We start from the raw sequence: 20,195 nt of genomic DNA, 5'->3' as shown, positions 1-20,195 counted from the left end.
GTCATGAACGAGAGCACGCCGGAAGCCCCCGCCGCCCCGCCGGTCGGCGTCTCCCTGTCCGTACCCGAGTCGTGGTGGGAGTTCGACGTACGGCCTGAGGGCCGCGAGGAGACCGTCCGCGCGCTGATCGACGCGCGCGTCCGGGCCGTCCCCGAACTGGCCCCGTACCGCAAGGACCTGGTCGCGCTGCTGCGCCGGATGGCCCGTGACGCCCATGACGCGGGGGCGCTCTACTGCGGCTGCATGGCCGAGAACTTCGAGGGCGTCCCGCTGACCGCGATGGTCACCGTCACCGTCGTGAGCGCCACCGGCTCCCAGGGCTCCACGCTGAGCACCGACCCGCGCGTCATCGCCGAGACGCTCAGGACGATCACGCCCCGCCGCGAAGGCGACGCCTGGCGGCGGGTCACCACCGTCGAGATCCCCGAAGTCGGCCTGTGCGCCCGCACGGTGGGCGTCGAGGACGTCCCCGTCGAGCAGGGCGACACCCGCACGGTCCGGATGGCGCTCACCCAGACCTACATCCCCGTTCCCGGCCGCCCCGCCGAGATCGTCCTCGTCTCCGGCGCCAGCCCCGTCCTCGACCTCGCCGAAGCGTTCCACGACATCTTCGACGCGGTGACGAGCACCTTCCGCTTCGCGACGGCGTAGGACACGCGGCGGTACGGGGCGAGGGCGGGCGGGCCCGGCAGGGGGTCCGCCCGCCCTGGTACGCGGGGGAGGCGTGCAGCTCTCCTGGAGGTGCGGGCTTCGGGCGGTGTCAGCTTCCGAAGACCTGGAAGTCCCAGAGGGAGTAGCCGTAGGCCGTGGCGCGTTGGGTGCCGTACACGCGGATGTAGCGGCCGGTGCAGTTGACGTTGAGGGTCTGGAGGCCGCCGGTGCCCGCTGTGGTGCTGTAGCAACTGGTCCAGTTGGTGCCGTCGTTGGAGACCTGTATCTGGAACGCCTTGGCGTAGGCGGCCTCCCAGTTGAGCTTGACCTGGTTGACGGCGTGCGAGGCGCCGAGGTCGACGCGCAGCCACTGCGGGTCGCTGAAGGCGCTGGACCAGCGGGTGGTGGTGCTGTTGTCGACGGCGGCCGAGGCGGGGGTGCCCGCGTTCTCCGTGGAGGAGGCCGTCGCGGGCTTGTTCAGCGCCAGGTTGGTGCCGTTGGACGGCGGAGTGGTGCTGCCCGGGCCCTTGTTGTAGACGGCCACGTAGTCGATGTTCATCTGGCCGCCGCTGACGGTCGCCGCGTTGGGGCCGCCGCCGAAGGCGTCGGGGAAGCCGCCGCCCATCGCGAGGTCGTAGATGATGAAGAACGGGTGGTCCACCGCGTTGGCCCAGGTCGTGGCGTCGACCTGATTGGCGTTGACGGTGAAGTAGTTGGCGCCGTCCAGGTACCAGCGGATCTGCTCGGGCGAGACCGAGCGGTCGATCTGCACGGCGTAGGTGTGGTAGCCGGTCTGGCAGCCGGAGCAGGCGCGTTCACCGCTGCCGATGCCGGTGGACTCGTTGCACGGACCGCCGGGGTTGACGCCGCAGTGCAGAGTGCCGAACACCGAACTGCGGGAGTTGATGTCCTCCATGATGTCGACCTCGCCGGAGGTCGGCCACGTGGTGCCGGTGCGCAGCGTCGAGCCGAGCATCCAGAACGCGGGCCAGTAGCCGGCGCCGTTGGCGGTCGTCAGATTCGGCTGCTGGATCGACGACTGCATCATCACGACGCCGCCGGGAGGCGCCCCGAAGGACGACGACTGCGTCTCGATCCGGCCCGAGGTCCAGCCCGCGCGCGGGTCGCTGCCCGAGTGGAGGGCGCGCAGCACGAGATGGCCGTTGCCGTCCTGGAAGACATTGGACGTGCTGTTGGTCATCGTCTCGATCTCACCGGTGCCGAAGCTGCTGCCGGGGCCGGTGTCGTACTTCCAGTTGCCGCCGTCGACCCCGGTGCCCGAGGCGCCGTTGAAGTCGTCGCTCCAGGTGGTGGTGAAACCGGCCGGAGGGGCGGGTACGGCGGCGGGTGCGACGGCCGGGGCCGCCGCGGGGGTGGCCGCGCCGCCCGGGCTCGCCACCGCCGTCAGGCCGGCCAGGGCCAGCGCGCCGACGGCCAGTGCCGCGAGGCCGATCCGGGTGCGGGAGCGGCGCCCGCGGTGCGACGCGGCGCCGGCCGTACCGGCCCGGTCCTGAGGGTCGTGCCCGTGGTCCTGCTCTGGTGCGTGTCCGGTGGACATGCGAGATCTCCTGTCCCGACGAAGCGTTGTGGGGGGTGCGCCCATGTGCGGAGTACGGCGTGATCGCCGCGTACGGCGGGGCCGTTGAGCGCGGCGTGACCGCTGGGTGCGGCGGGACCGCGCGGTACGGCGTAACCGTTTCCGGCGGCTCAGGGCGCGTGCGGGAGCGCTGACTGCGAGAGGCTGCCGTGTGGCATCGCGCTGCCTTCCGGCATGGCGTGCATGAGGACTCCTGACCGGGTGGGGGGCCGTGTACAGGGTGGGGCACGCTCGTGAGAGCGCTCTCTCGAACAGGTAATGGTCTATAACTTCGCCATGCGCGCGTCAAGGCGTGGGGCAGGAAAGCCGGGCAGCGCGAAGGGGCGGACCCCGCCGGGCCCGCCCCTCACATGTGCCTCACGCGTCACTCAGCCGTACGACGACCTGCGACGACGTGACGCCGTACGAATGACGACCTGCTACGGCTTGATCTTGACGACCTGCGGGTCGTGGTCGCTCGTCTGGTTGGCGAACTCCGCGTTGATGTGCACCACGTCGTAGTCGACGTGCTTCAGGCTGGGGCTGACCAGGATGTGGTCCAGGACCTGGGAGTTGCCCTCGTACACGTAGGAGTAACGCTCGTCCTTGGGCAGGGTGTTGACCAGGTCGGTGAGGACCGTGCCGTTGCCGGTGAGGGCCTGGGCGGCGGGCGAGAACTGGTAGTCGTTCAGGTCGCCGAGGACCACGACGTTGGCGTTGCGGTCGGCCTTCTCGAGCTGCTGCACGAAGTCGTGCTCCAGGATCGCCTGGCGGTTGCGCTGCACCTCCGAGCTGCGGACCGGCGGCTGGAAGCGGCTGTCGATGCCCTGGTCGCCGCCCTTGCTGTTGAAGTGGTTCGCGATCACGAACAACTTCTCGCCGCGGAAGGTGAATTCGCCCACCAGCGGCTTGCGGCTGCTGTTCCACGCCGGGTCGGTGGGCGCGATGCGGCCGGGGGAGACGGTCAGCGCGGTCTTGGAGCCGGTGCCGGTGATGCCCACCGCGGTGGTGGAGTCGCCGCCGGGACGGTCGACGAAGCTGACACGGTCGGGGTTGAACAGGAACACCGAGCGGATGTTGCCGCCGGGCTCGCCGCCGTCCTTGTCGTTGACCGGGTCGATCGAGCGCCACTGGTAACTCGGGCCGCCCGCCGCCTTGATGGCGTCGGTCAGCTTGGTCAGCGTCTTGTCCGCGGCGACCGTGCCGTCGTCGGTGGCGCCGTTGTTGTCCTGGATCTCCTCCAGCGCCACGATGTCGGGCGAACGGAGGTTGGTGACCAGGCCCTTGGCGAGCGCGTCGAACTTCGACTGCGGGTTGCCGGGCGCCAGGTTCTCCACGTTGTACGTGGCGATGGTCGCCTGGTCCGACTTGGCCTTGTCGGTCACCTCGGGCTTGAGGCCACCGCTCTTGACCGTGCCGATCGTGCGCGCCTGGACGGCGAAGGTGCCCGCGTACTGGTTGTAGTCCAGCGGACCCGCCGTCGTACCGCGCAGCGTGTCGCCGACGTTCGCCACCGGGAACGCCTGCGTGGCGGTCGGGATGAGCGACTGCACCATCAGGCGGCCGGAGTTGGGCTGGTCGTAGCCCGTGTAGAGGGTGCCGCCGCGCTTGGTCTTGTTCTGGTCCGCCTTGACCGTCACCCACAACTCGGAGTACGGGTCGGTGGCGCCGACGACGCGGCTGTCACCGATCTGCACGTTCATGCCCTCGAGCGAGGCGAAGAGGTCGAGCGCGTACTCGTCGGGACGCAGCGGCAGGTTCTCGATCGTGCCGCCGCCGACGGCCGGGACGAACGCGTCGGGGACGCTCTTCTTGTCCAGGACGACGGGCGCGGGGAGCGCGTTGCCGTGCGAGACCACCGTGGCGGTGGCCTTGGTCAGCTCGGTCACCGGCTGGCCGCCGGCGGAGGTGCCGCCCGGGTAGTAGTCGGAGACGGTGCCCGCGAGCGAGACGCTGTCGCCGACCGCGACGGTCGGGGTGACCGAGCCGGTGAAGACGTAGATGCCCTCGCTGGTACGGGGGTTGGCGTCCGGCGTCGGGTCCTGCACCCAGTAGCCCTGCGAGGAGCCGAAGGAGCGGACGCCGATGACGATGCCGGTCACGCCGGTGACCGCCTTGCCCGCGAGCGGGGAGAGCCGGGTGTCGCCCTGGATGTCGTGGATCTTCGCCTCGACGCCGGTCGGGGGCGAGGTGGGCGGCGTGGTCGGCGGGGTGGTGGGGGGCGTCGTCGGGCCGCCGCCGTCACCTGCGGCGCCCGGGGTGGGCGCGCCCGCGGTGAAGTCCGCCGCGTTATCGTCGGTGTCCGTCAGGGCGGGGCGCGCCACCGAGTCGGTGTTGCTCGCCCCGGCCGCCGGGCCGTTGCCCTCGAACACCGCGGCCGTGCCGTAGCCGACCAGGTCGCGGATGGTGCCGTCGGCGGCGCAGTCCGCCTTCGTCACGCAGGTCAGCGGGTCGGTGCCGTGCACAAGGGCGACCGTTCCCGTCGTACCGGACATGTTGATGGCGCCGACCACGTTCGGCGACGGCAGCGCCGTCGTCCCGCCGGTGCCCGCGGCCTCCTGCACCAGATACCGCGCGCCCGCGCCGAGCGACCCGGTCAGCGGCGTCACCTGCCACTTGGACGTCGGCGTCGGCGCGCCCGGCAGGTACTGCACGCTGTACCCGCTCAGGTCCAGCGGAGCGCTGCCCGAGTTGGCCAGCTCGATGAAGTCGTTCGTATACGTGGCACCGGAGTTGCCGCCGCCGCCGTACACCTCGGACACCATCACATCGGCGGACGGCGTCGCGAAGGCGGTGTGCACGCCGACCGCGGCCAGCACCACAGCGCCGGCTATCCCGATCGTGACCAGCCGCTTGCGGTTCCCGGCAGTACCGGGTCTGTCAGGGCGGGGCTCTGCCCCAGAGATGTGCGACACCGGTGAGGGTCTCCTTCGTGCGGTGCGTTGAACGCGATGAATACGTCGTGTTTCCACGTCTCATGACGGCACATCACCATGAGCCGGAATGAGCGATCCGGCTCAAGATACGCGCGTAGACCCCGCCGTAGAAGGAGCCGAGAGGTTAAATCTGCGTAGTTCCCGACGACGCTTTCCCGTACCGCCGATCAGTCCCCCCGCCCAGTGCTACCGCCAGGACCGCGGCTGCGCCGACGGGCGAGAGTCGCCGCGTGCCGCTTTCCGGCCTCTTCGGCGAGGACGGCGCGCAGCTTCTCGCGCCCGCGCCCGCGGGTCTTCACCGCGTGGCAGTTCGGGCACAGGGCGACCATGTTGGCCGGGTGGTCGCGTCCGCCGAGCTGGAGGTCGACGACGTGGTCGATCTCCACTATGGCCGCGCCGCTCGGTGTCGTGTCCGCGGGCTGGCCCGTGCAGCCGGGGTTCTCGCAGAGTCCGCGGCAGCGCTCGAGGACGGCCTGACGCGCCGCGCGCGACCGGACGTAGCGCTCGGTGGTGGTGCTCACGCGGCCGGTCCCGCGCCGCTTCTCGTGGTGCTCGGCGGCGCGGCAGAGCCGGTCGTAACCGGCGGCGAGGACAACGGGGTCGGGGGTGAAGCGTTCCGCCCCCTCGGCGACCTGGCCGTCCCGGTATGGCTGACGGTCCTCATGCGGCCCGGTTCCGTACCGTTCGGTCTCGTGGGTCTCGTCGGGCACGTCGACTTCGTCGTCATCGAGCCCGACCTCGCGCAGGAGCGGGCCGGGGTCGACGTCCTGGTAGTACGTGTCCACCAGCGTGTCGACGACGACGGCCCGCGCCTCGCCCGACCGGCGCAGCAGGTCGTACACGGCCTCGGTCAGACCGCCCGACGGCTGCTGCTCGGCGAACCAGCGCGCCAGCGTCGCATCACCGTGCGCGGGCGGTACGGCGCCCGAGTGGCCGGACAGCTCCCACAGCCCCGCGCGGTACAGCGCCGCCACCGGGTAGTCGGCCCGTGCCCGCTCGCCCCGCGTCCCGCGCCGTTCGAGCAGCCCGCCCAGTTCCTCCTCGACGCGGCTCCACGGCAGCACCCGCGCGCGCCCCCGCCCCGCCCGCCCGAGCGCCCAGAGCAGCGTCATGGGCTGGTACAGCAGCGGGGCCCCTTGCGCCTTGTTCACCTTCAACCGCCCTATGCGGCGGACGAGTTCGCCGTACGCGCCCAGCAGGACGGCGTTGTCGTCGGACCCGGACCCGGCCCCGCTCGCGGCCCCGACTTCGGCCCCGACTTCGAGTTCGGCCTCGGCCTCGGCCTCGGCCTCGGCTTGGGTTTCGACCACCGTGTAGCCGAGCGCGCGGAGCACGCCGACGGCGGCGGCCAGCCCGCCGGAGAAGTCGGCCGGGGCGAGGGGCTGCCGGCCGGGGAGGTAGCCGTGGGCCACGCCCACGATCGCCTTGGAGTCGTACCGCTTTCCGTCGTGCAGGAGGAAGTAACGCAGCGCGGGGCGGAAGCCGTACGTCCGCAGGAACGCGTCGCGGCCGAGCCGGTCGAACTCCTCGATTGCCCGGCTGATCTCCGTACGGGTGACGTCGCTCGGTGCCATGGCGGAAGGGTAAGGGGTGCGAACGCCACGGGCGGGCCCGGCGGGGTCAGGGGCGGGGCCCGGGTCAGGCGATGGTGACGGTGATGCCGGCTTCTTCGAAGGCGGCGGCGGTTTCCGGAGGGATGGCCTCGTCGGTGATCAGGGTGTCGATGGTTTCGAGGCCGCAGACGCGGGCGAAGGCGCGGCGGCCGATTTTGGAGGAGTCGGCGGCGATGACGACGCGTTGGGCGCGTTCGGCGAGGAGGCGGTTGATGCTGGCCTCGTCCTCGTGGTGGGCGTAGACGCCCTGGGCGGGGTCGAGGGCGTCGATGCCGAGGACGGCGATGTCGAGGATGATCTCCTGGAGGACGCCGCGGGCGAGGGGGCCGGTGAGTTCGTAGGACTGGGGGCGGGCGACGCCGCCGGTGACGACGATCTTGATCTGGGGCCGGATGACGAGCTCGTTGGCGATGTTGAGGGCGTTGGTGACGACGGTGAGGGCGGGCTGGCGGGTGCCGTCCGCGGTGACGTCGCCGCGCAGGGCCAGCGCGCGGGCGACCTCGGTGGTGGTCGTGCCGCCGGTGAGGCCGACGACGTCGCCGAGGGCGACGAGGGAGGCGGCCGTCCTGCCGATGCGCTGCTTCTGGGAGGCGTGCCTGGCCGTCTTGTAGCGCAGCGGCAACTCGTACGAGACGCCGTGCGCGACGGCCCCGCCGCGGGTGCGGGTGAGCATCTGCTGCTCGGCGAGCTGGTCCAGGTCGCGGCGGATGGTGGCGGTGGAGACGTCGAGCGTGGTCGCGACCTCCTCCACCTCCACGCGGCCGTGCTCGGCCAGCAGATCCAGCAGTGCGGTCCACCGGGCGTCCCTGGACACAGGCGTTCTCCTCCGTGACGTGATCGTCCTCGGCTTGATCGTGCGTGGGTTGGCCGGTTCGGCTTGACCGTGCGCGGCTGATCGGGCTCGGCTCGACCGGTTCGGCGTGATCGTGCGCGCACCAGCGTGGCACACGCGCGCGGACCCCACGGCCGTGCGGACTGCGCGCACCAGAAATGCTTGAAAGTGTTCGATTGTGCGGAGTAAGGTGCAAATACAAGCATCCTCGCGCAAGCACCGTCGGGAGAACCCATGCCTCTTGCAGCCGCCCGCGCGCTGATCACCGCCGCAGCGGTCGAGCACCGCGCCATCGCGGCCTTCGACGCGATCACCCTCGAACACGTACAAGCCGTCGTCGAAGGCGCGGAGTCGGTCGGCTCCCCGGTGATCATCCAGGTCAGCGAGAGCGTGGTGCAGTACTACGACGGGCGCCTGCTGCCGCTCGCCCGCGCCGCCGCGGAGACCGCGCGGGCCGCCGCCGTACCGGTCGCGCTGCATCTGGACCGGGTGCGCAGGACGGCGCTCCTCGCCCAGGCCGCGCACTGCGGCTTCAGCTCGATCATGTACGACGCGGCGCGCCTGCCGTACGCGGAGAACGTGGCGGTGACGCGCGATGCCGCGCAGTGGGCGCACGAGCAGAATCTGTGGATCGAGGCGGACGCGGCGGCCGTCCCCGCGGGCGCGGCGACCGGTCCCGAGCCGGGCGGCGACCCGGCCGCGGCCCGCGCCTTCGTCGCCGCGACGGGAGTCGACGCCCTGACCGTCCCGCTCGGCGCGCGCCCGGACCGCCGACTGCTGGCCCGGCTGCGTACCGCCCTCGACGTCCCCCTCGTCCTGCGCGACACGGCGGGCGCCACCGCCGGTGAACTCGGCCTCGCCGCCGCCGAGGGGATCAGCAAGGTCACCGTCGGAACCGGGCTCGACATCGCCATGACCGGCGCCGTCCGCGCCCGCCTCGCCGTGGACGACATCACCGACCCCCGCGTCTATCTCCGCGAGGGGCGGCGCGCCATGACCGCGACCGTCGCCGGGTTCATCCGGGCGCTGGACAGCCGCCTTCCGGCGGGGGCGTAAGGGGGCATGAGGCTTCCGGCGGGGCGTGAGGCTGCGGGAGGGGGCGTGAGGAGGGCGTGAGGCTTCCGGGCGGGGGCGTGCGTGACGCTCCGGGCGGTCTGGGGCGCTGGGAGCGGCGGCGGGAACCGTTACGGCAGCAGCCGCAGTCCGGCGACGAGGACACCGGCCAGGCGCCGCGCGTCGTACCCCGGATCGCTGTCCGCCCCGATGCAGAGATTCCCGACCCCCCGCATGAGCACCCGCGCCTCGACGTCCGAGCGGATCTCGCCGGTGGCGACGGCGGCGTCGAGCAGCCGGGTGCACACGGGCACGAGCCGGTCGAGGAAGTACGCGTGCAGCGCGTCGAACCCGGCCTCGTCGGAGTGCAGCACGCCCGCCAGCCCGTGCTTGGTGACCAGGAAGTCCACGAAGAGGTCGATCCACTGCCCGAGGGCGGCGTACGGGGACGGGTCGGCCGCCAGCAGCGCGGGACCGGCCTCGGCGCAGGCGTCGACCTGGTGCCGGTAGACGGCGATGATGAGGTCGGCGCGGGTCGGGAAGTGCCGGTAGATCGTGCCGGTGCCGACGCCCGCCTCGGCGGCGATGTCCCGTACCGGCGCCTCGACGCCTGACGTCACGAAGACGGCCGCCGCCGCGTCGAGCAGGGCCTCCTTGTTGCGCCGGGCGTCCGCCCGCTTGGGCCGGGGAGCCGCGCCCGCGCCGCCTGCCGCGCCGCTCCTGCCGTCCGCACCGCCCCCCACGCCCGCGCCGCCCCGCGCGCCCGCGCCGCCCCCCACGCCCGCGCCGCCTTCTCCGTCGTTCACCGCACCGTCCTCCGTCCCGTGACCCCGGCAGTCGCGCTTGCTATCCGGAACGTCGTTCCGTATCGTCGTTTGTGGCGGAACAATGTTCCGTTTATCTCATGATGCCAGAGCACGGAGGAATCCACTCATGCAGTACCGCACTTTGGGCCGTACCGGCGTGCAGGTCAGCACCCTCGCGCTGGGCGCGATGAACTTCGGCGCGATCGGCCGCACCACGCAGGACGAGGCGACCGCCATCGTGGACGCCGCCCTCGAAGCCGGGATCAACGTCATCGACACCGCCGACATGTACGGGCACGGCGACTCGGAGGAGATGGTCGGCAAGGCCATCTCCGGGCGCCGCGACGACATCGTGCTGGCCACCAAGGCGACCATGCCGATGGACGACGAGCGCAACCACCGGGGCAGCTCGCGCCGTTGGCTGGTCACCGAACTGGACAACAGCCTGCGCCGCCTCGGCGTCGACCACGTGGACCTCTACCAGATGCACCGCTGGGACCCGCGCACCAGCGACGAGGAGACGCTGTCGGCCCTCACCGACCTCCAACGCGCGGGAAAGATCCGCTACTTCGGCTCCTCGACCTTCCCCGCGTACCGCATCGTGCAGGCACAATGGGCCGCCCGCGAGCAGCACCTGGCCCGCTACGTCACCGAGCAGCCCAGTTACTCGATCCTCCAGCGCGGCATCGAGACCCATGTCCTGCCGGTGACCGAGGAGTACGGGCTCGGCGTGCTCGCCTGGAGCCCGCTGGCCTCCGGCTGGCTGTCGGGCGCGGTCCGCGAGGGCCGCGACATCACCACCAACCGCTCCGTCCACCTCCCGGAGCGCTTCGACCTGACCGTCCCGTCCAACCGGGCCAGGCTCGACGCCGTCGAGCGGATCGCCAGCGTCGCCGACGACGCCGGCCTGACGATGATCCAGCTCGCGCTCGGCTTCGTCACCGCGCACCCCGCCGTGACCAGCGCGATCATCGGCCCCCGCACCCTGGACCACCTGCACTCGCAGCTCGCCGCCGCCGACACCGTGCTCTCCGCCGACGTCCTGGACTCCCTCGACGCCATCGTCCCGCCCGGCACCGACCTCGCCCCCCAGGAGAAGTTCGACACCCCGCCCGCCCTCCTCGACCCCTCCCTCCGCCGCCGCTGACTCAGCGGGCCGCGGCGGGAACGCGCACCGTATCGCGGGGGCCAGACCCGTGCGGCGGGGGTATCGACGGTCGTCGACGTGTGCGCGGTGCTCTTTGTCACGGGGCCGGCTGCGGCCGGTCCCCGTACTCCTCGCCGGCGCGGTTCATGCCCGCCGCGTGTCTCACGCGGCGGCGCTGTCGAGGGCGCGCAGTCGGCTGCCGAGGTTCTCGAACTCCCTTCTGCGGTCTGCGCGGTTCCTCTGGCCGCCGGAGACGTACGGTGCCGCGACGGCCATCAGCTCCGCGGCCTGCTCGGCCCACCTGGCGCGGTCCGCCCTATCGTCCGGTAGCGCGTACTCCGCCGAGGTCAGGAAGCAGTTCGCCAGGCTCAGCGCCATGACGAACCCGGTCGCCCGCTCGCCCGCGTACTCCAGCAGTCGGTCCACCTCGTCGGTGTTGGCCCGGATCTCCGCGGCGTACGTCCGGGCGGCCGCCAGGTGCTCGCGCGAGCGCTGCGGGTCGTCAAGGTCCCGGGCCAGCGAGACGTGCCCGCGCATCGCTACCTGGAGGACGTTGCGCAGGGAGGTGAATGCGGTGCCCAACTCGTTCATCCGGCGGCGGACCGGGATCACCTCGTTGTCGTACAGCTCCAGGCCCTCTTCGCGCATCTCGACGTTCGAGCCCGCCCCGACGAGGAAGGCGCAGTAGTTGTGCAGCCGCACGTAGTAGCGCGGGCTGCCGTTCTCGAAGAAGCAGGTGAGCAGTTCGATGCAGTCGTCCCAGAGCGGGATGAGCTCTCTCGTGATCTGCTCCGCGTCGGGAAGCCCGGTGACGTGAGCCTCATACTGCGCCTTGCGCAACTGGTTCACGCCGACCAGCAGGTCGTCGAGGCGGGTGGCGAGGTATCCGCCGTCCACGCTGCCCCCGCTGACCCGGCCCATCAGCGTCTTCGCCAGAGCGACGCCCTCGCGCAGCCACCCCGCCCGCCGGGTGACGATCTGCGGGTGTGACGGGTCCTCGTCCTGCGCGGCGGGGAACTGCACGAGATCGGCCAGCGCGTGCAGCCGCTCCAGCAGGAACTCGGGGGAGTCCGCGCCGAACAGTTCGCGGACCCGGTCGGCGAACTGTTCCAGCATGCGGGCCCGTACGTGCCGGGTCGACTCGTCCCGGTCCTCGAAGAGCGCCAGCGTCGCCGTCACCAGGCCCTGTCGCACGGTCAGGGCGGCCTTGACGTCGAGATCGGGACCGGACGGGGTCTCCTCGACCACGGACTGGAGCAAGCTGAGCTTGTCCGCCATCCGGGCGGGGGTCTCCTGTGGTGGCAGCTCGACGTGGGGGAGCACCGCCTGCGCGAAGCGCCGCACCCGTACCTCGGTGTGCAGATGGAGCTCAGCCCTCCGGCTCTTCTTGTTGTCCACGATGCGCACCGCGGCGTCGTCCGTGACCGCGGAGAGGTCGAAGAGCGTGGCCTGCGCCATGCCCACGACGGTGCGGCGCAAGCGGTCGCGGGCGCTCCCGCCCGGCAGCGGCTCGTTCATGCCGACCTCGTTCGACTCCCTGGGGCGCAGGCGCGCGCACAGGACCGTCGCCAACTTCTCCACGAGGTCCAGACCGAGCGGCGCGTGATCGGCGTCGTACCGCGCCCGGATCGGACCGTACTCGTGGGAGGCGAGGCTCCGCACGCCCTCGCTCCGGACCGGGGCGTCCAGGGCGCCCAACGCGTGCTGCACGCCCTGCGCCTGGAGCGCGGCGACAAGCAGGATCGGCTCCGAGCGGAAGACTTCGAGCAGGCTGTACGCGAAGGCGCCGATGAGCAGGTGCGGGTCCTCGACGGGAATCTCGTCGAGCGCCCGACCGAGGGCTTCGGTGACCGGCGCCAGCAGCACATTGGTGCCGATGAGGACGAACGCGGCCTTGGTGTCGGGGCCGTAGCGCGACGCCGTGGCGTTGGCGATCGGAGTGTGCCCCGCCTTGGTCACCTCGCTGTCCGGCAGTCCGCGGTCGGTGTGGTCCCCCAGTTCGGACGGCTTCGCGGGGCGCGGGGCGCCGCGCATGATCTCGGCGAGCGTCACCTGCGCGTAGTCGCAGCACCAGGAATGCATGCCGCCCGGGGCGCCGTCCCAGGCGACTCCGAAGAGCGGTCCCACCTTGCGGGCGAGCCGGGCCGGCATCTGCCGGCCCCGGCTCTCCGGGATGGGGGGGATCTGGGCTTTGAGGATCACTGGCCGTCTCTCCTCTAATCGCAGGTCAGTGCACGTCACGAGAGTACTGGCTTGTAGCGATCTGTAAACCCCAGATAACTTTTGCTCTTGAAGTAGAGAATATTCACAAACAGAGTTGACTCTGGTTAGACAAGAAGAGACGCTTCATGTCGATGGACTTGCGAGGGTGCACAGGGCGTCCCTCCCGTCCGTCGCACCGCTTCGCGGTGCCTGCCAAGCCCACGGGAGGCCCCAGATGTCCCCTCGCCTCAACGGCCGTACCAAGCCCGCACCCCTGCCCAAGCCCCGGCGCTATGCGATCCACCTGCGCCTGGTGGACCGGCACCATGCCAACCGGGACGCGAAGGCCGGACTGCCCGCGCTCGGCGAGAGCGGCGTCGGCGGCACCCCGACGCCCGAGTTCCTCGGTCGCGGAGCCGCCGCTGGTCAGCAGGCCGAATGGATCCTCTGCCTCAGGGAGACCGCCGAGGACCGGGGCCGGGCGCTGGTCCTCCGGGCCCGCGTACAGGAGGCCGAACGGCTCGCCGCCGAGGCCGAAGCAGCCGTCGCCGAGTCGGCCGGCCCCCTGAGCGAGGAAGAGCAGAACCGGCGGCGCGGCGGCGAGCACAAGACCGCCGAGGCGGTGGTGCGCGCCCGCCGGGCGCGCGAATGGTCGCGCCGGCTCGCCGACCTGCGCTCCGCCGCCGAACAGGCCGCCGGGCGTGCTGCCGCACTGACCGTCGAACTGCACACGGTCGAGGCCCGTATCGCGGTGCGGCGGGAAGCCGCCGCGGCACGCGCGGTCTACCTGCACGAGCAGGCCATGCGCCGTGTCATGGCCTACGACCGGCAGTTGGTCCGGCGACACGCGGACGGTGCCCGGATCAACGGTGAGGCCAAGTACGGCGGTCCCGAGCTGCCCGCCTGGGTTGCGGGCCACCGTCCCGAACTCGGCTGAATTCCGCCGGACTCGTGAACGGCCGTTCCCGGACGGCCCAACCACCGACGGACCCGTGAACACCCGCCCCGAGAGGACCCTCCGTGGACCTTCCCTTTCTCCGCCGTAAGACCAAGCGCCCGCCCGAACAGCCCGAGCCGACGTTTTCGACCGTGGTCGACGGCGACCCGAGCTGGACCATTCCGGCGCTCTACCGGATGGCGCCACCGGCCGATCTCGGCACCGCCGAGGAGACCGTGCGCCAACTCGTCGGCGAACTCGCCCCCAACGCCATCGACGCCGGTACGGGCACCGCGCTGGACAACCTCATCGACGCCTGGACGGTCCAGTGGGTCACCCGGCTCGAATCCGAGCACAAGCTCCGCGAGGCGGTCTGCGACCACCTGATCGGCGTGGCCGCCGAGGAGCTCTCGGACGCGCAGACGGCACTCGACCACGCCAAGGACGACCTCAGCCGGGCCGAGAGCGACCTGAGCGCGTTCCGTGCCCGTCTCTCCCCGCCCGCCACTGTGAGCGTGTCGCCCGCCGGGCCTGCCGAGGCCGCGTCGCCCGCTGAACCCACCCCGCCCCCGCAAGGAGGACCGACCCCATGAGCAGAACCGTCCCGCCCGGTCACATGCCGTTCGCCGACCCTGATCTGGTCGTCGGCAGAACCAGGCACTACTACCCCTACCTCGCGCTGGTGCTGGCGGTGGGGGCAGACGGGATCGCCTTCTACCAAGTCGTCGGCCTGTTGGTGAACGAGGCCGGGTGGATGATCATTCCGCTTGTCCTCGGGTTCACCGGCCTGGCGCTGGCTGTGAGCCACCAGGTGGGTGTACTCGCCCGCAGGTTCGTGGAGCGGTCCACGCCGGCCGTGGGTGCTCTCGCGGTGGTGCTGACGATGGTCTGGCTGTTCATGGGCGCCGTGTGCTTCTTCGTCCGTGCCACCAACACGCCCGCCACGTCGGGGGGCAGCGGGCTCGAGACCCTCGGTCTCCCGAGCACCGCGGGGGCGCCCGCCGACGACTTGACCGGCAGCGCCAATCTCGGCACGGCCCTGCTGTTCCTCGGCCTCTACCTGGCCGGCGGCCTGCTGGCGGCGGTCACGGCGTACCTCGCCCACAATCCGCTGGCCACGGCGTACCGAATGGCCCTGGCACACCGTGCGGCCGCCCGGCAGGAGGTGCAGCGGCTGACGCCACGCCATGTCCGTGCCGTCCACCGCCACCAGCAGGAGCTGGCCGAGCGCGAGCGCGACCACCGGCGCTGGGAGGTGGCTACCGGGCAATGCCTCGGCTGGGCCGACGACCTGAAGCACTACGCCCGGTTCCTGATGGCCGTGCACATCGCTGACCCGGCGGCCACCGACGGACTCACCGACTCAGGGGACCGGCTCGTCCCCGGCGGTTGGAAGGGCCCCGACCTGCGCGCCGCCGATCGGGCCGACGGACCGGGGGAGTCCGACGAGCCCGATGCGGAGAACGGCCAAGGGGCGGCGGCGTGAGCCCGCAGCCGCGCCCGTTCCCGATGCGGCCGCCCGCTCCCCGGCCCGAGTTCTGCCCCCACTGCGCTCGTCGTCTGCTGCCGTGTCCGGACTGCTCGAACTGCCGTCTGGGCCTGCGCTGCCCGTCGTGCGGCCGGCACTGGACCAGCCCCTGACGTCCGCGCAGCGTCCCGCCACTTCCCGCTCGTCATCCGGTCGCCCGGACGCCTCCGGGCGGCCGGGCTCATTGAACCTGGCCCCGCGCCGTCGATCGATTCGAACTCCTGGAGCACACACCATGGCATCACCGAGATTACGATCCCTTCTCCGCGGACTCACCGCTCTCTGCCTGCTGGGTGCCGTGGCGCTTGCGGCATCCGGCTGCGGTCACCCGGCCAAGAACAGCGCGTCGGAGCAGCGGGAGCAGGCCGCCGCGTGCGCCACCGGCCGAGGCCGCGTCGCCCTCGTCCTCGGCGCCCGAGCCAACACACCCGCGCCCCGGCTGACACCCGCCGCGCTCTCACTGGTGGATACCGCGATCGACGGGGGTCAGCTGATCTCCGTGGTCGGAGTGGACGGCGCACCCGACGTGGAATTCCGCGGGGCCTTCGAGGACACGGGCAAGAACGGTTCCCGCAGCGCCAAAGACCACGACACATTCGTGAAGTCGCTGACGAACACGATCCACCGCATGAAAGCCGGTCGTCCCGAGGCCGACCTGCTCGCGGCGCTGGCCGAGGCCGCGGGGAACGTCGGTCCGGGCGGCACGGTCGTGGTGGCCGACTCCGGGCTTCAGACTGTCGCGCCACTGGACTTCCGCCGTGACGGCGTGCTGGACGCCCAGGCCACCGATGTCGCCGACTTCCTGAAGCGGCAGGGCTCGCTCCCGCAGCTCACCGGTATCTCCGTCCTCTTCAGCGGCGTCGGCGACACGGCGCCGCCGCAGGCCAGACTGCCGCTCCCGGAGCACAAGAACCTCGTCGCCATATGGAAGGCGATCGCCGTCGAGGCGGGGGCCGAGTGCGTCGCGGCCGACCCCGTGCCGGCGACGGGTGCCGCCGTACCGCACACCCCCGCCGTGTCCGTCGTCACGGTGCGTCCCCTGGAAACGTATCCGCCCTCCTGCGGGAACCACGTGCTGCGGAACAGCGGCAGTGTCGGATTCCTGCCCGACACGTCGGTACTGCGCGACCGGCCTGCTGCCGCCGCCGCCCTGAGGGAACTCGCCGACTGGGCCGTGGCCCACCACGCGAAGATCCGGCTCATCGGTACGACGGCGTCCGCGGGAACGGCCGATGGCCGTAGGCGACTGTCCCTCGACCGCGCAACAGCGGTCCGCGACGTCCTCGTCTCGCTCGGTGTGCCCGCCCACGACATCACGCTGCGGGGAGTCGGCACGCGGTGGCCGGGCCACGTCCAAGACCTCGACAGCGAAGGCCGGTTGCTGCCCGGCCCCGCCGAACGCAACCGCTCCGTCGTCCTGGACCTCGTCTGCTGAACCGTCCGGGCGCGCGCTCGGACATGACCGCCCGTCCGGGCGCGCGCTCGTCGGCAGCCGACCGCCCCACCCCGCGGCCCGCCGATCGCCACGTGCCGCGCGGCCGACCCGCAAGTCCCGACCGTCCCACCCTTCAGAGAGGACTCGACATGCCGGATATGAGAGCAGTCGTGGACCGCGTGATGCGACGCTGTGAAGCGTCCTGGTCGTCCGACATCGAACGCCGGGTCGGCGCGGTCCGCGCCGACCCGCGGAGCTGGCTGTCCGCCGCCGACGGACTGCTGCTGTCCTCCTGGTCGAGCGGCGGCCGCGACGCGGCGGTGGCCGCCGCGGCGCTGCTGGAGTTCGCGCTGGACACCGGCGCGCGGGACGATCCCGGGCGGCCTGCGTGGGTGTTGCACCTGTGGCTGGCCGAGCGCACCCTGTCGTTCCGCTTCGGCGACTACCGGTTGTCGCGCGACGTTCAGCACCATCTCGGCGCGCAGAAGCAGGGGCGTACGGCCGACGACCCGGTAAGGGTCGCCGCCACCTACCCCGAACTGCCGCTGCCCCGGCACTTCCAGCCGGTCCTGCCCATCGAGTCGGCGGCGGCCCGGCTGGCGGACTCGCTCCCGCGGGACGACATCGCACGCTGCTGCCTGTTGGTACGGATCGCCCAGTCCGCGTGCTTCCGGTACGAGTCCGGCGACGAGTCGGCGCTCCCCGAGATGTGGCGGCTCGCCCGAGCCGCCCACGACGCCGTCACGCCCGACCACCTGGAGGCGGAACTGGTCGGGCGCACGGCCGCACACGCCGCCGTCGTCAGATTCCGTGCGGACCCGAAGGACCGCGCCTCGGCCGCCTTCGCGGTCACCGCCGGCCGACTGGCGCTGGCGGGCGTGGAGCACGCGCGGGTCCACGGCGCCGACTATCGGCCCCACGAGGCCGCCCCGGTGCACCTCTTGCTGGCGATAGCCCTGATGTCCGTACTGACCTACGAACTCGACCTCAAGACGGCCGACGAGGCCATCGCGCACATGGAGGCGTTCCGGGCCGACGGCCCACCGGACGACGGCGGCGTCTACGCGGTCAACATGGCGTCCTTGCTGGCCGCGCGCGCCGTCCTCAGCGGATCCCGGCGGGACGTCGCCAGGTCGGACGAGCTGTGGGCGATGTTGCAGCGGGACCTGCGGCCGGGCGACCCGCTGCTTCCGCATATCGCCCAGAAGCGCGCCGCGACCGCCGAGATGGTGCGGCTGATGGGAATGCTCCCGTTCAAGTCGGGAGGTCTTCTCCGCCTCGTGCGGCCGTGGATGGGTCCACTCCTGACCTTTCCCCCGCTGCCGCCGATCCGGTTGTACGAACCGCCACGCAGCCCCGGTTACCGGTCACCGGGCGCAGGACCGGAGGAGATGGCCTCCTTCGGCGGTGCTCCGGACCCGAAGGCGCGAACACCCCGCGGGCCGGACCGCGAACGCGCACCGGGCGGCGACGGGGGACCCGCGTCCTCCACCTCACCGCACTGGCCGCCCTGCCCGGCGCCCGCGCCCGGCCTCGTCTGCGACCCTTCTCTGGAGTCCGACCTGACGGGTCTGCCACCAGACGCGGAAGCGGTCCTCCGCAGTCTCGTCGGGGTCGACACGTCTCCGTCGGACCCGCGCCGACTGGCGCTCGCCGAGAAGCAGTTGCTCGCCAGGCTGGCCGAACCAGGACTCAGTGCCGGCCGCCGGGGATGGACGGCCGCGGCCCTGCTCCAGGTGTGGGCCGCGAAGTACCTCATCAGTAGGGACGCCGCGGACCTGGAGCGGGCTGTGCGGGCCGGCGACGACGTACTCGCCACCCTCCCGGCCACCAGCTCCCGCTATATCGAACTGCTGTGCGCGGTCGAGGAGCACCGGCAGGCGTACGGTTCGCTCCGCGGCGACGCCGCGACGATGCTCCGGGCCTGCGACGGCCTGCGGTGGGCCGTGGACCACGTCCGCCCCGAGTCACCGCAGTGGGTCGCCTGCGCGATGTTCTACGCCAAGGCCCTCGCCGGGGTCTCGATGCTCCGCCGCGACCCGGACATGTCGAAGGAGGCGGTCGGGCTGGTGCGGAAGGTGGCCCGCACGTTGGAGGCGCTCCCGGACGCCCCCGGCCACTGGGGCAGCATGGCGGAGCAGCGTGAACGCCTGCGGCCGACGCTGCGTACGATCACCGACCTGGTGGTGATGGCCGACCACGACCTCCGCGGAGACCTGATCGGGGTCGAGGAAGCCGAGGTGCGGTGGCAGCCTGAGGCAGAGGCCAAGCTGCCCCCAGCGGTGAGATTCGAGAACGCGCGCGTCGCGCTCGGCCGCCGGGTGGAGCTCGGGGACTGGGCACGGGCCGCGGACGCCGCGGCCGTCGCGCTGGAGATGCTGCCGCTGCTCACCTCGCGGGCGCTGCACCGCGACGATCGCCAGCGCGCCGTGCACACTGCCCTCCAAGGGCCGTCCCCGGACAGTTCGACGGGCACCAGCCTGACCCGAACCGGGTGCGCGGTGGCGCTCGCAGCCGGCCGGACCGAACAGGCGGCCGCGCTGCTGGAACAGGGCCGTGCCGTCCTCATGAGCCAGGACCTGGAGGCGCGCGGCGACGTGTCCGACCTCGCAGAGGCTCATCCACGGCTCGCCGCGCGCTTCACCGACCTCGCCGGGCGGATGCGGGAGGCCGATGACATCGCGTCGCGGGACGAGACCTCGGGCGTACGGGCGCAGCACCGGGCGGCCGAGCAGTGGCGGCTGCTCCTCGGTGACATCCGGTCCCACCTCGGCTTCGGCAGTTTCCTGCTGCCGCCGACCGCGATGCAGATGCAGGCGGAGGCGGTGCAGGGGCCCATCGTGCTGATCAACATCGACCGGCTGCGATGTGACGCGCTGGTGGTCACGTCCCGGGGCATCAGGACCGTGACACTCGACGTGACCGAAGGACTGCTGGCCCACACGGCCCGGGACTTCCTTGCCGCGGTCGCCGTGGATCTGGACAGCCCGAAGGACGTGCGCGCCGCGGCGGCCGAGACCATCTTCCGGACCCTTGAGTGGCTGTGGGACAAGGTCGCGGAACCGGTGCTGCGGGCGGCCGGCCTCACCGAGCCGATCCCGGACGGGACGCCGAGACACGCTGTCCCTCGGCTGTGGTGGTCCGCCTCCGGCCCGCTGGCGCATCTGCCGCTGCACGCCGCCGGCTACCAGCGCAAGGCGGACCTGGGGGAGCGCCGTTCCGTGCTCGACCGGGTCGCCTCCTCCTACACGCCCAGCATCAGGGCGCTGCGGCACGCCCGACTGGAACGTCGCCCCGCGGCGCAGGGCGCCCCCCGGCACCTCGCGGTGGGCCGCGCCACCGGTACGGACGGCGGCTCCGGGGCGGGGGGGGGGGGGGGGGGGGGTGGGGGGGGGGGGGGGGGGGGGGTTGGGGGGGGGGGGGGGGGGGGCGAGAGAGGGGGGGGGGGGGGGGTTTTCTCCTCCATCTTTTCCCCCGGC

At 72.1% G+C, this 20,195-nt stretch carries 14 protein-coding genes; 8 read left to right on the top strand and 6 right to left on the bottom strand.

What is annotated here, in order from left to right:
* Positions 1 to 3 precede the first annotated feature (3 nt).
* Positions 4 to 651, top strand: a complete 648-nt coding sequence (locus tag ACZ37P_RS24100) for a hypothetical protein (protein ID WP_391044687.1) — start codon at positions 4 to 6, stop codon at positions 649 to 651.
* A 109-nt stretch (positions 652 to 760) separates the two neighbouring features.
* Here the strand turns inward: ACZ37P_RS24100 and ACZ37P_RS24095 are convergent, their stop codons facing one another.
* From ACZ37P_RS24095 to ACZ37P_RS24080, 4 genes are all read right to left on the bottom strand, one after another.
* Entirely contained in the window at positions 761 to 2,209 is a 1,449-nt protein-coding gene (locus ACZ37P_RS24095; protein WP_355349321.1) for a discoidin domain-containing protein, read from the bottom strand.
* A gap of 458 nt (positions 2,210 to 2,667) precedes the next feature.
* Positions 2,668 to 5,076 carry an endonuclease/exonuclease/phosphatase family protein gene (locus ACZ37P_RS24090; RefSeq protein ID WP_467348579.1) on the bottom strand — a complete coding sequence of 803 codons (2,409 nt, stop codon included), beginning with the start codon at positions 5,074 to 5,076 and terminating at the stop codon, positions 2,668 to 2,670.
* 254 nt (positions 5,077 to 5,330) lie between these two features.
* Positions 5,331 to 6,737, bottom strand: a complete 1,407-nt coding sequence (locus ACZ37P_RS24085) for a phosphorothioated DNA-binding restriction endonuclease family protein (RefSeq protein ID WP_467348541.1) — start codon at positions 6,735 to 6,737, stop codon at positions 5,331 to 5,333.
* A gap of 64 nt (positions 6,738 to 6,801) precedes the next feature.
* Entirely contained in the window at positions 6,802 to 7,590 is a 789-nt protein-coding gene (locus tag ACZ37P_RS24080) for a DeoR/GlpR family DNA-binding transcription regulator (RefSeq protein ID WP_188283080.1), read from the bottom strand.
* A 252-nt stretch (positions 7,591 to 7,842) separates the two neighbouring features.
* Here ACZ37P_RS24080 and ACZ37P_RS24075 point away from each other — a divergent pair, with 252 nt between their 5' ends.
* Complete coding sequence (locus ACZ37P_RS24075; RefSeq protein WP_391044698.1) at positions 7,843 to 8,664, top strand: class II fructose-bisphosphate aldolase; 822 nt, start codon at positions 7,843 to 7,845, stop codon at positions 8,662 to 8,664.
* A gap of 128 nt (positions 8,665 to 8,792) precedes the next feature.
* On the opposite strand, the gene ACZ37P_RS24070 is transcribed toward ACZ37P_RS24075, so the two are convergent.
* Positions 8,793 to 9,404, bottom strand: a complete 612-nt coding sequence (locus tag ACZ37P_RS24070) for a TetR/AcrR family transcriptional regulator (RefSeq protein ID WP_467348577.1) — start codon at positions 9,402 to 9,404, stop codon at positions 8,793 to 8,795.
* Between the two features lie 190 nt (positions 9,405 to 9,594).
* On the opposite strand from ACZ37P_RS24070, the gene ACZ37P_RS24065 reads away from it, so the two are divergent.
* On the top strand, positions 9,595 to 10,614 hold the full coding sequence (locus tag ACZ37P_RS24065; protein ID WP_467348539.1) for an aldo/keto reductase: 1,020 nt from the start codon (positions 9,595 to 9,597) through the stop codon (positions 10,612 to 10,614).
* A gap of 162 nt (positions 10,615 to 10,776) precedes the next feature.
* On the opposite strand, the gene ACZ37P_RS24060 is transcribed toward ACZ37P_RS24065, so the two are convergent.
* Positions 10,777 to 12,816, bottom strand: coding sequence for a hypothetical protein (locus tag ACZ37P_RS24060; protein WP_467348538.1), 2,040 nt, complete (start codon positions 12,814 to 12,816; stop codon positions 10,777 to 10,779).
* Between the two features lie 235 nt (positions 12,817 to 13,051).
* Here ACZ37P_RS24060 and ACZ37P_RS24055 point away from each other — a divergent pair, with 235 nt between their 5' ends.
* The 5 genes from ACZ37P_RS24055 to ACZ37P_RS24035 form a co-directional block, all read left to right on the top strand.
* Positions 13,052 to 13,753 (top strand): hypothetical protein, encoded by a 702-nt coding sequence (locus ACZ37P_RS24055; RefSeq protein WP_402710943.1) that lies wholly within the window; start codon positions 13,052 to 13,054, stop codon positions 13,751 to 13,753.
* An 83-nt stretch (positions 13,754 to 13,836) separates the two neighbouring features.
* On the top strand, positions 13,837 to 14,346 hold the full coding sequence (locus ACZ37P_RS24050) for a hypothetical protein (protein WP_391044707.1): 510 nt from the start codon (positions 13,837 to 13,839) through the stop codon (positions 14,344 to 14,346).
* Positions 14,343 to 15,239, top strand: coding sequence for a hypothetical protein (locus ACZ37P_RS24045; protein WP_391044710.1), 897 nt, complete (start codon positions 14,343 to 14,345; stop codon positions 15,237 to 15,239). The genes ACZ37P_RS24050 and ACZ37P_RS24045 overlap by 4 nt, the downstream gene beginning before the upstream one ends.
* Positions 15,240 to 15,579: 340 nt before the next feature.
* Complete coding sequence (locus tag ACZ37P_RS24040) at positions 15,580 to 16,716, top strand: OmpA family protein (protein WP_401306229.1); 1,137 nt, start codon at positions 15,580 to 15,582, stop codon at positions 16,714 to 16,716.
* Positions 16,717 to 16,898: 182 nt separating this feature from the next.
* On the top strand, positions 16,899 to 20,195 hold a 3,297-nt coding region (locus ACZ37P_RS24035), incomplete at its 3' end, for a CHAT domain-containing protein (protein ID WP_467348536.1).

This window comes from Streptomyces sp. NPDC024632 (assembly GCF_055559175.1).
Note: the sequence above shows the minus strand (reverse complement) of the source record. Positions and strands in the feature narration are given on the sequence as shown.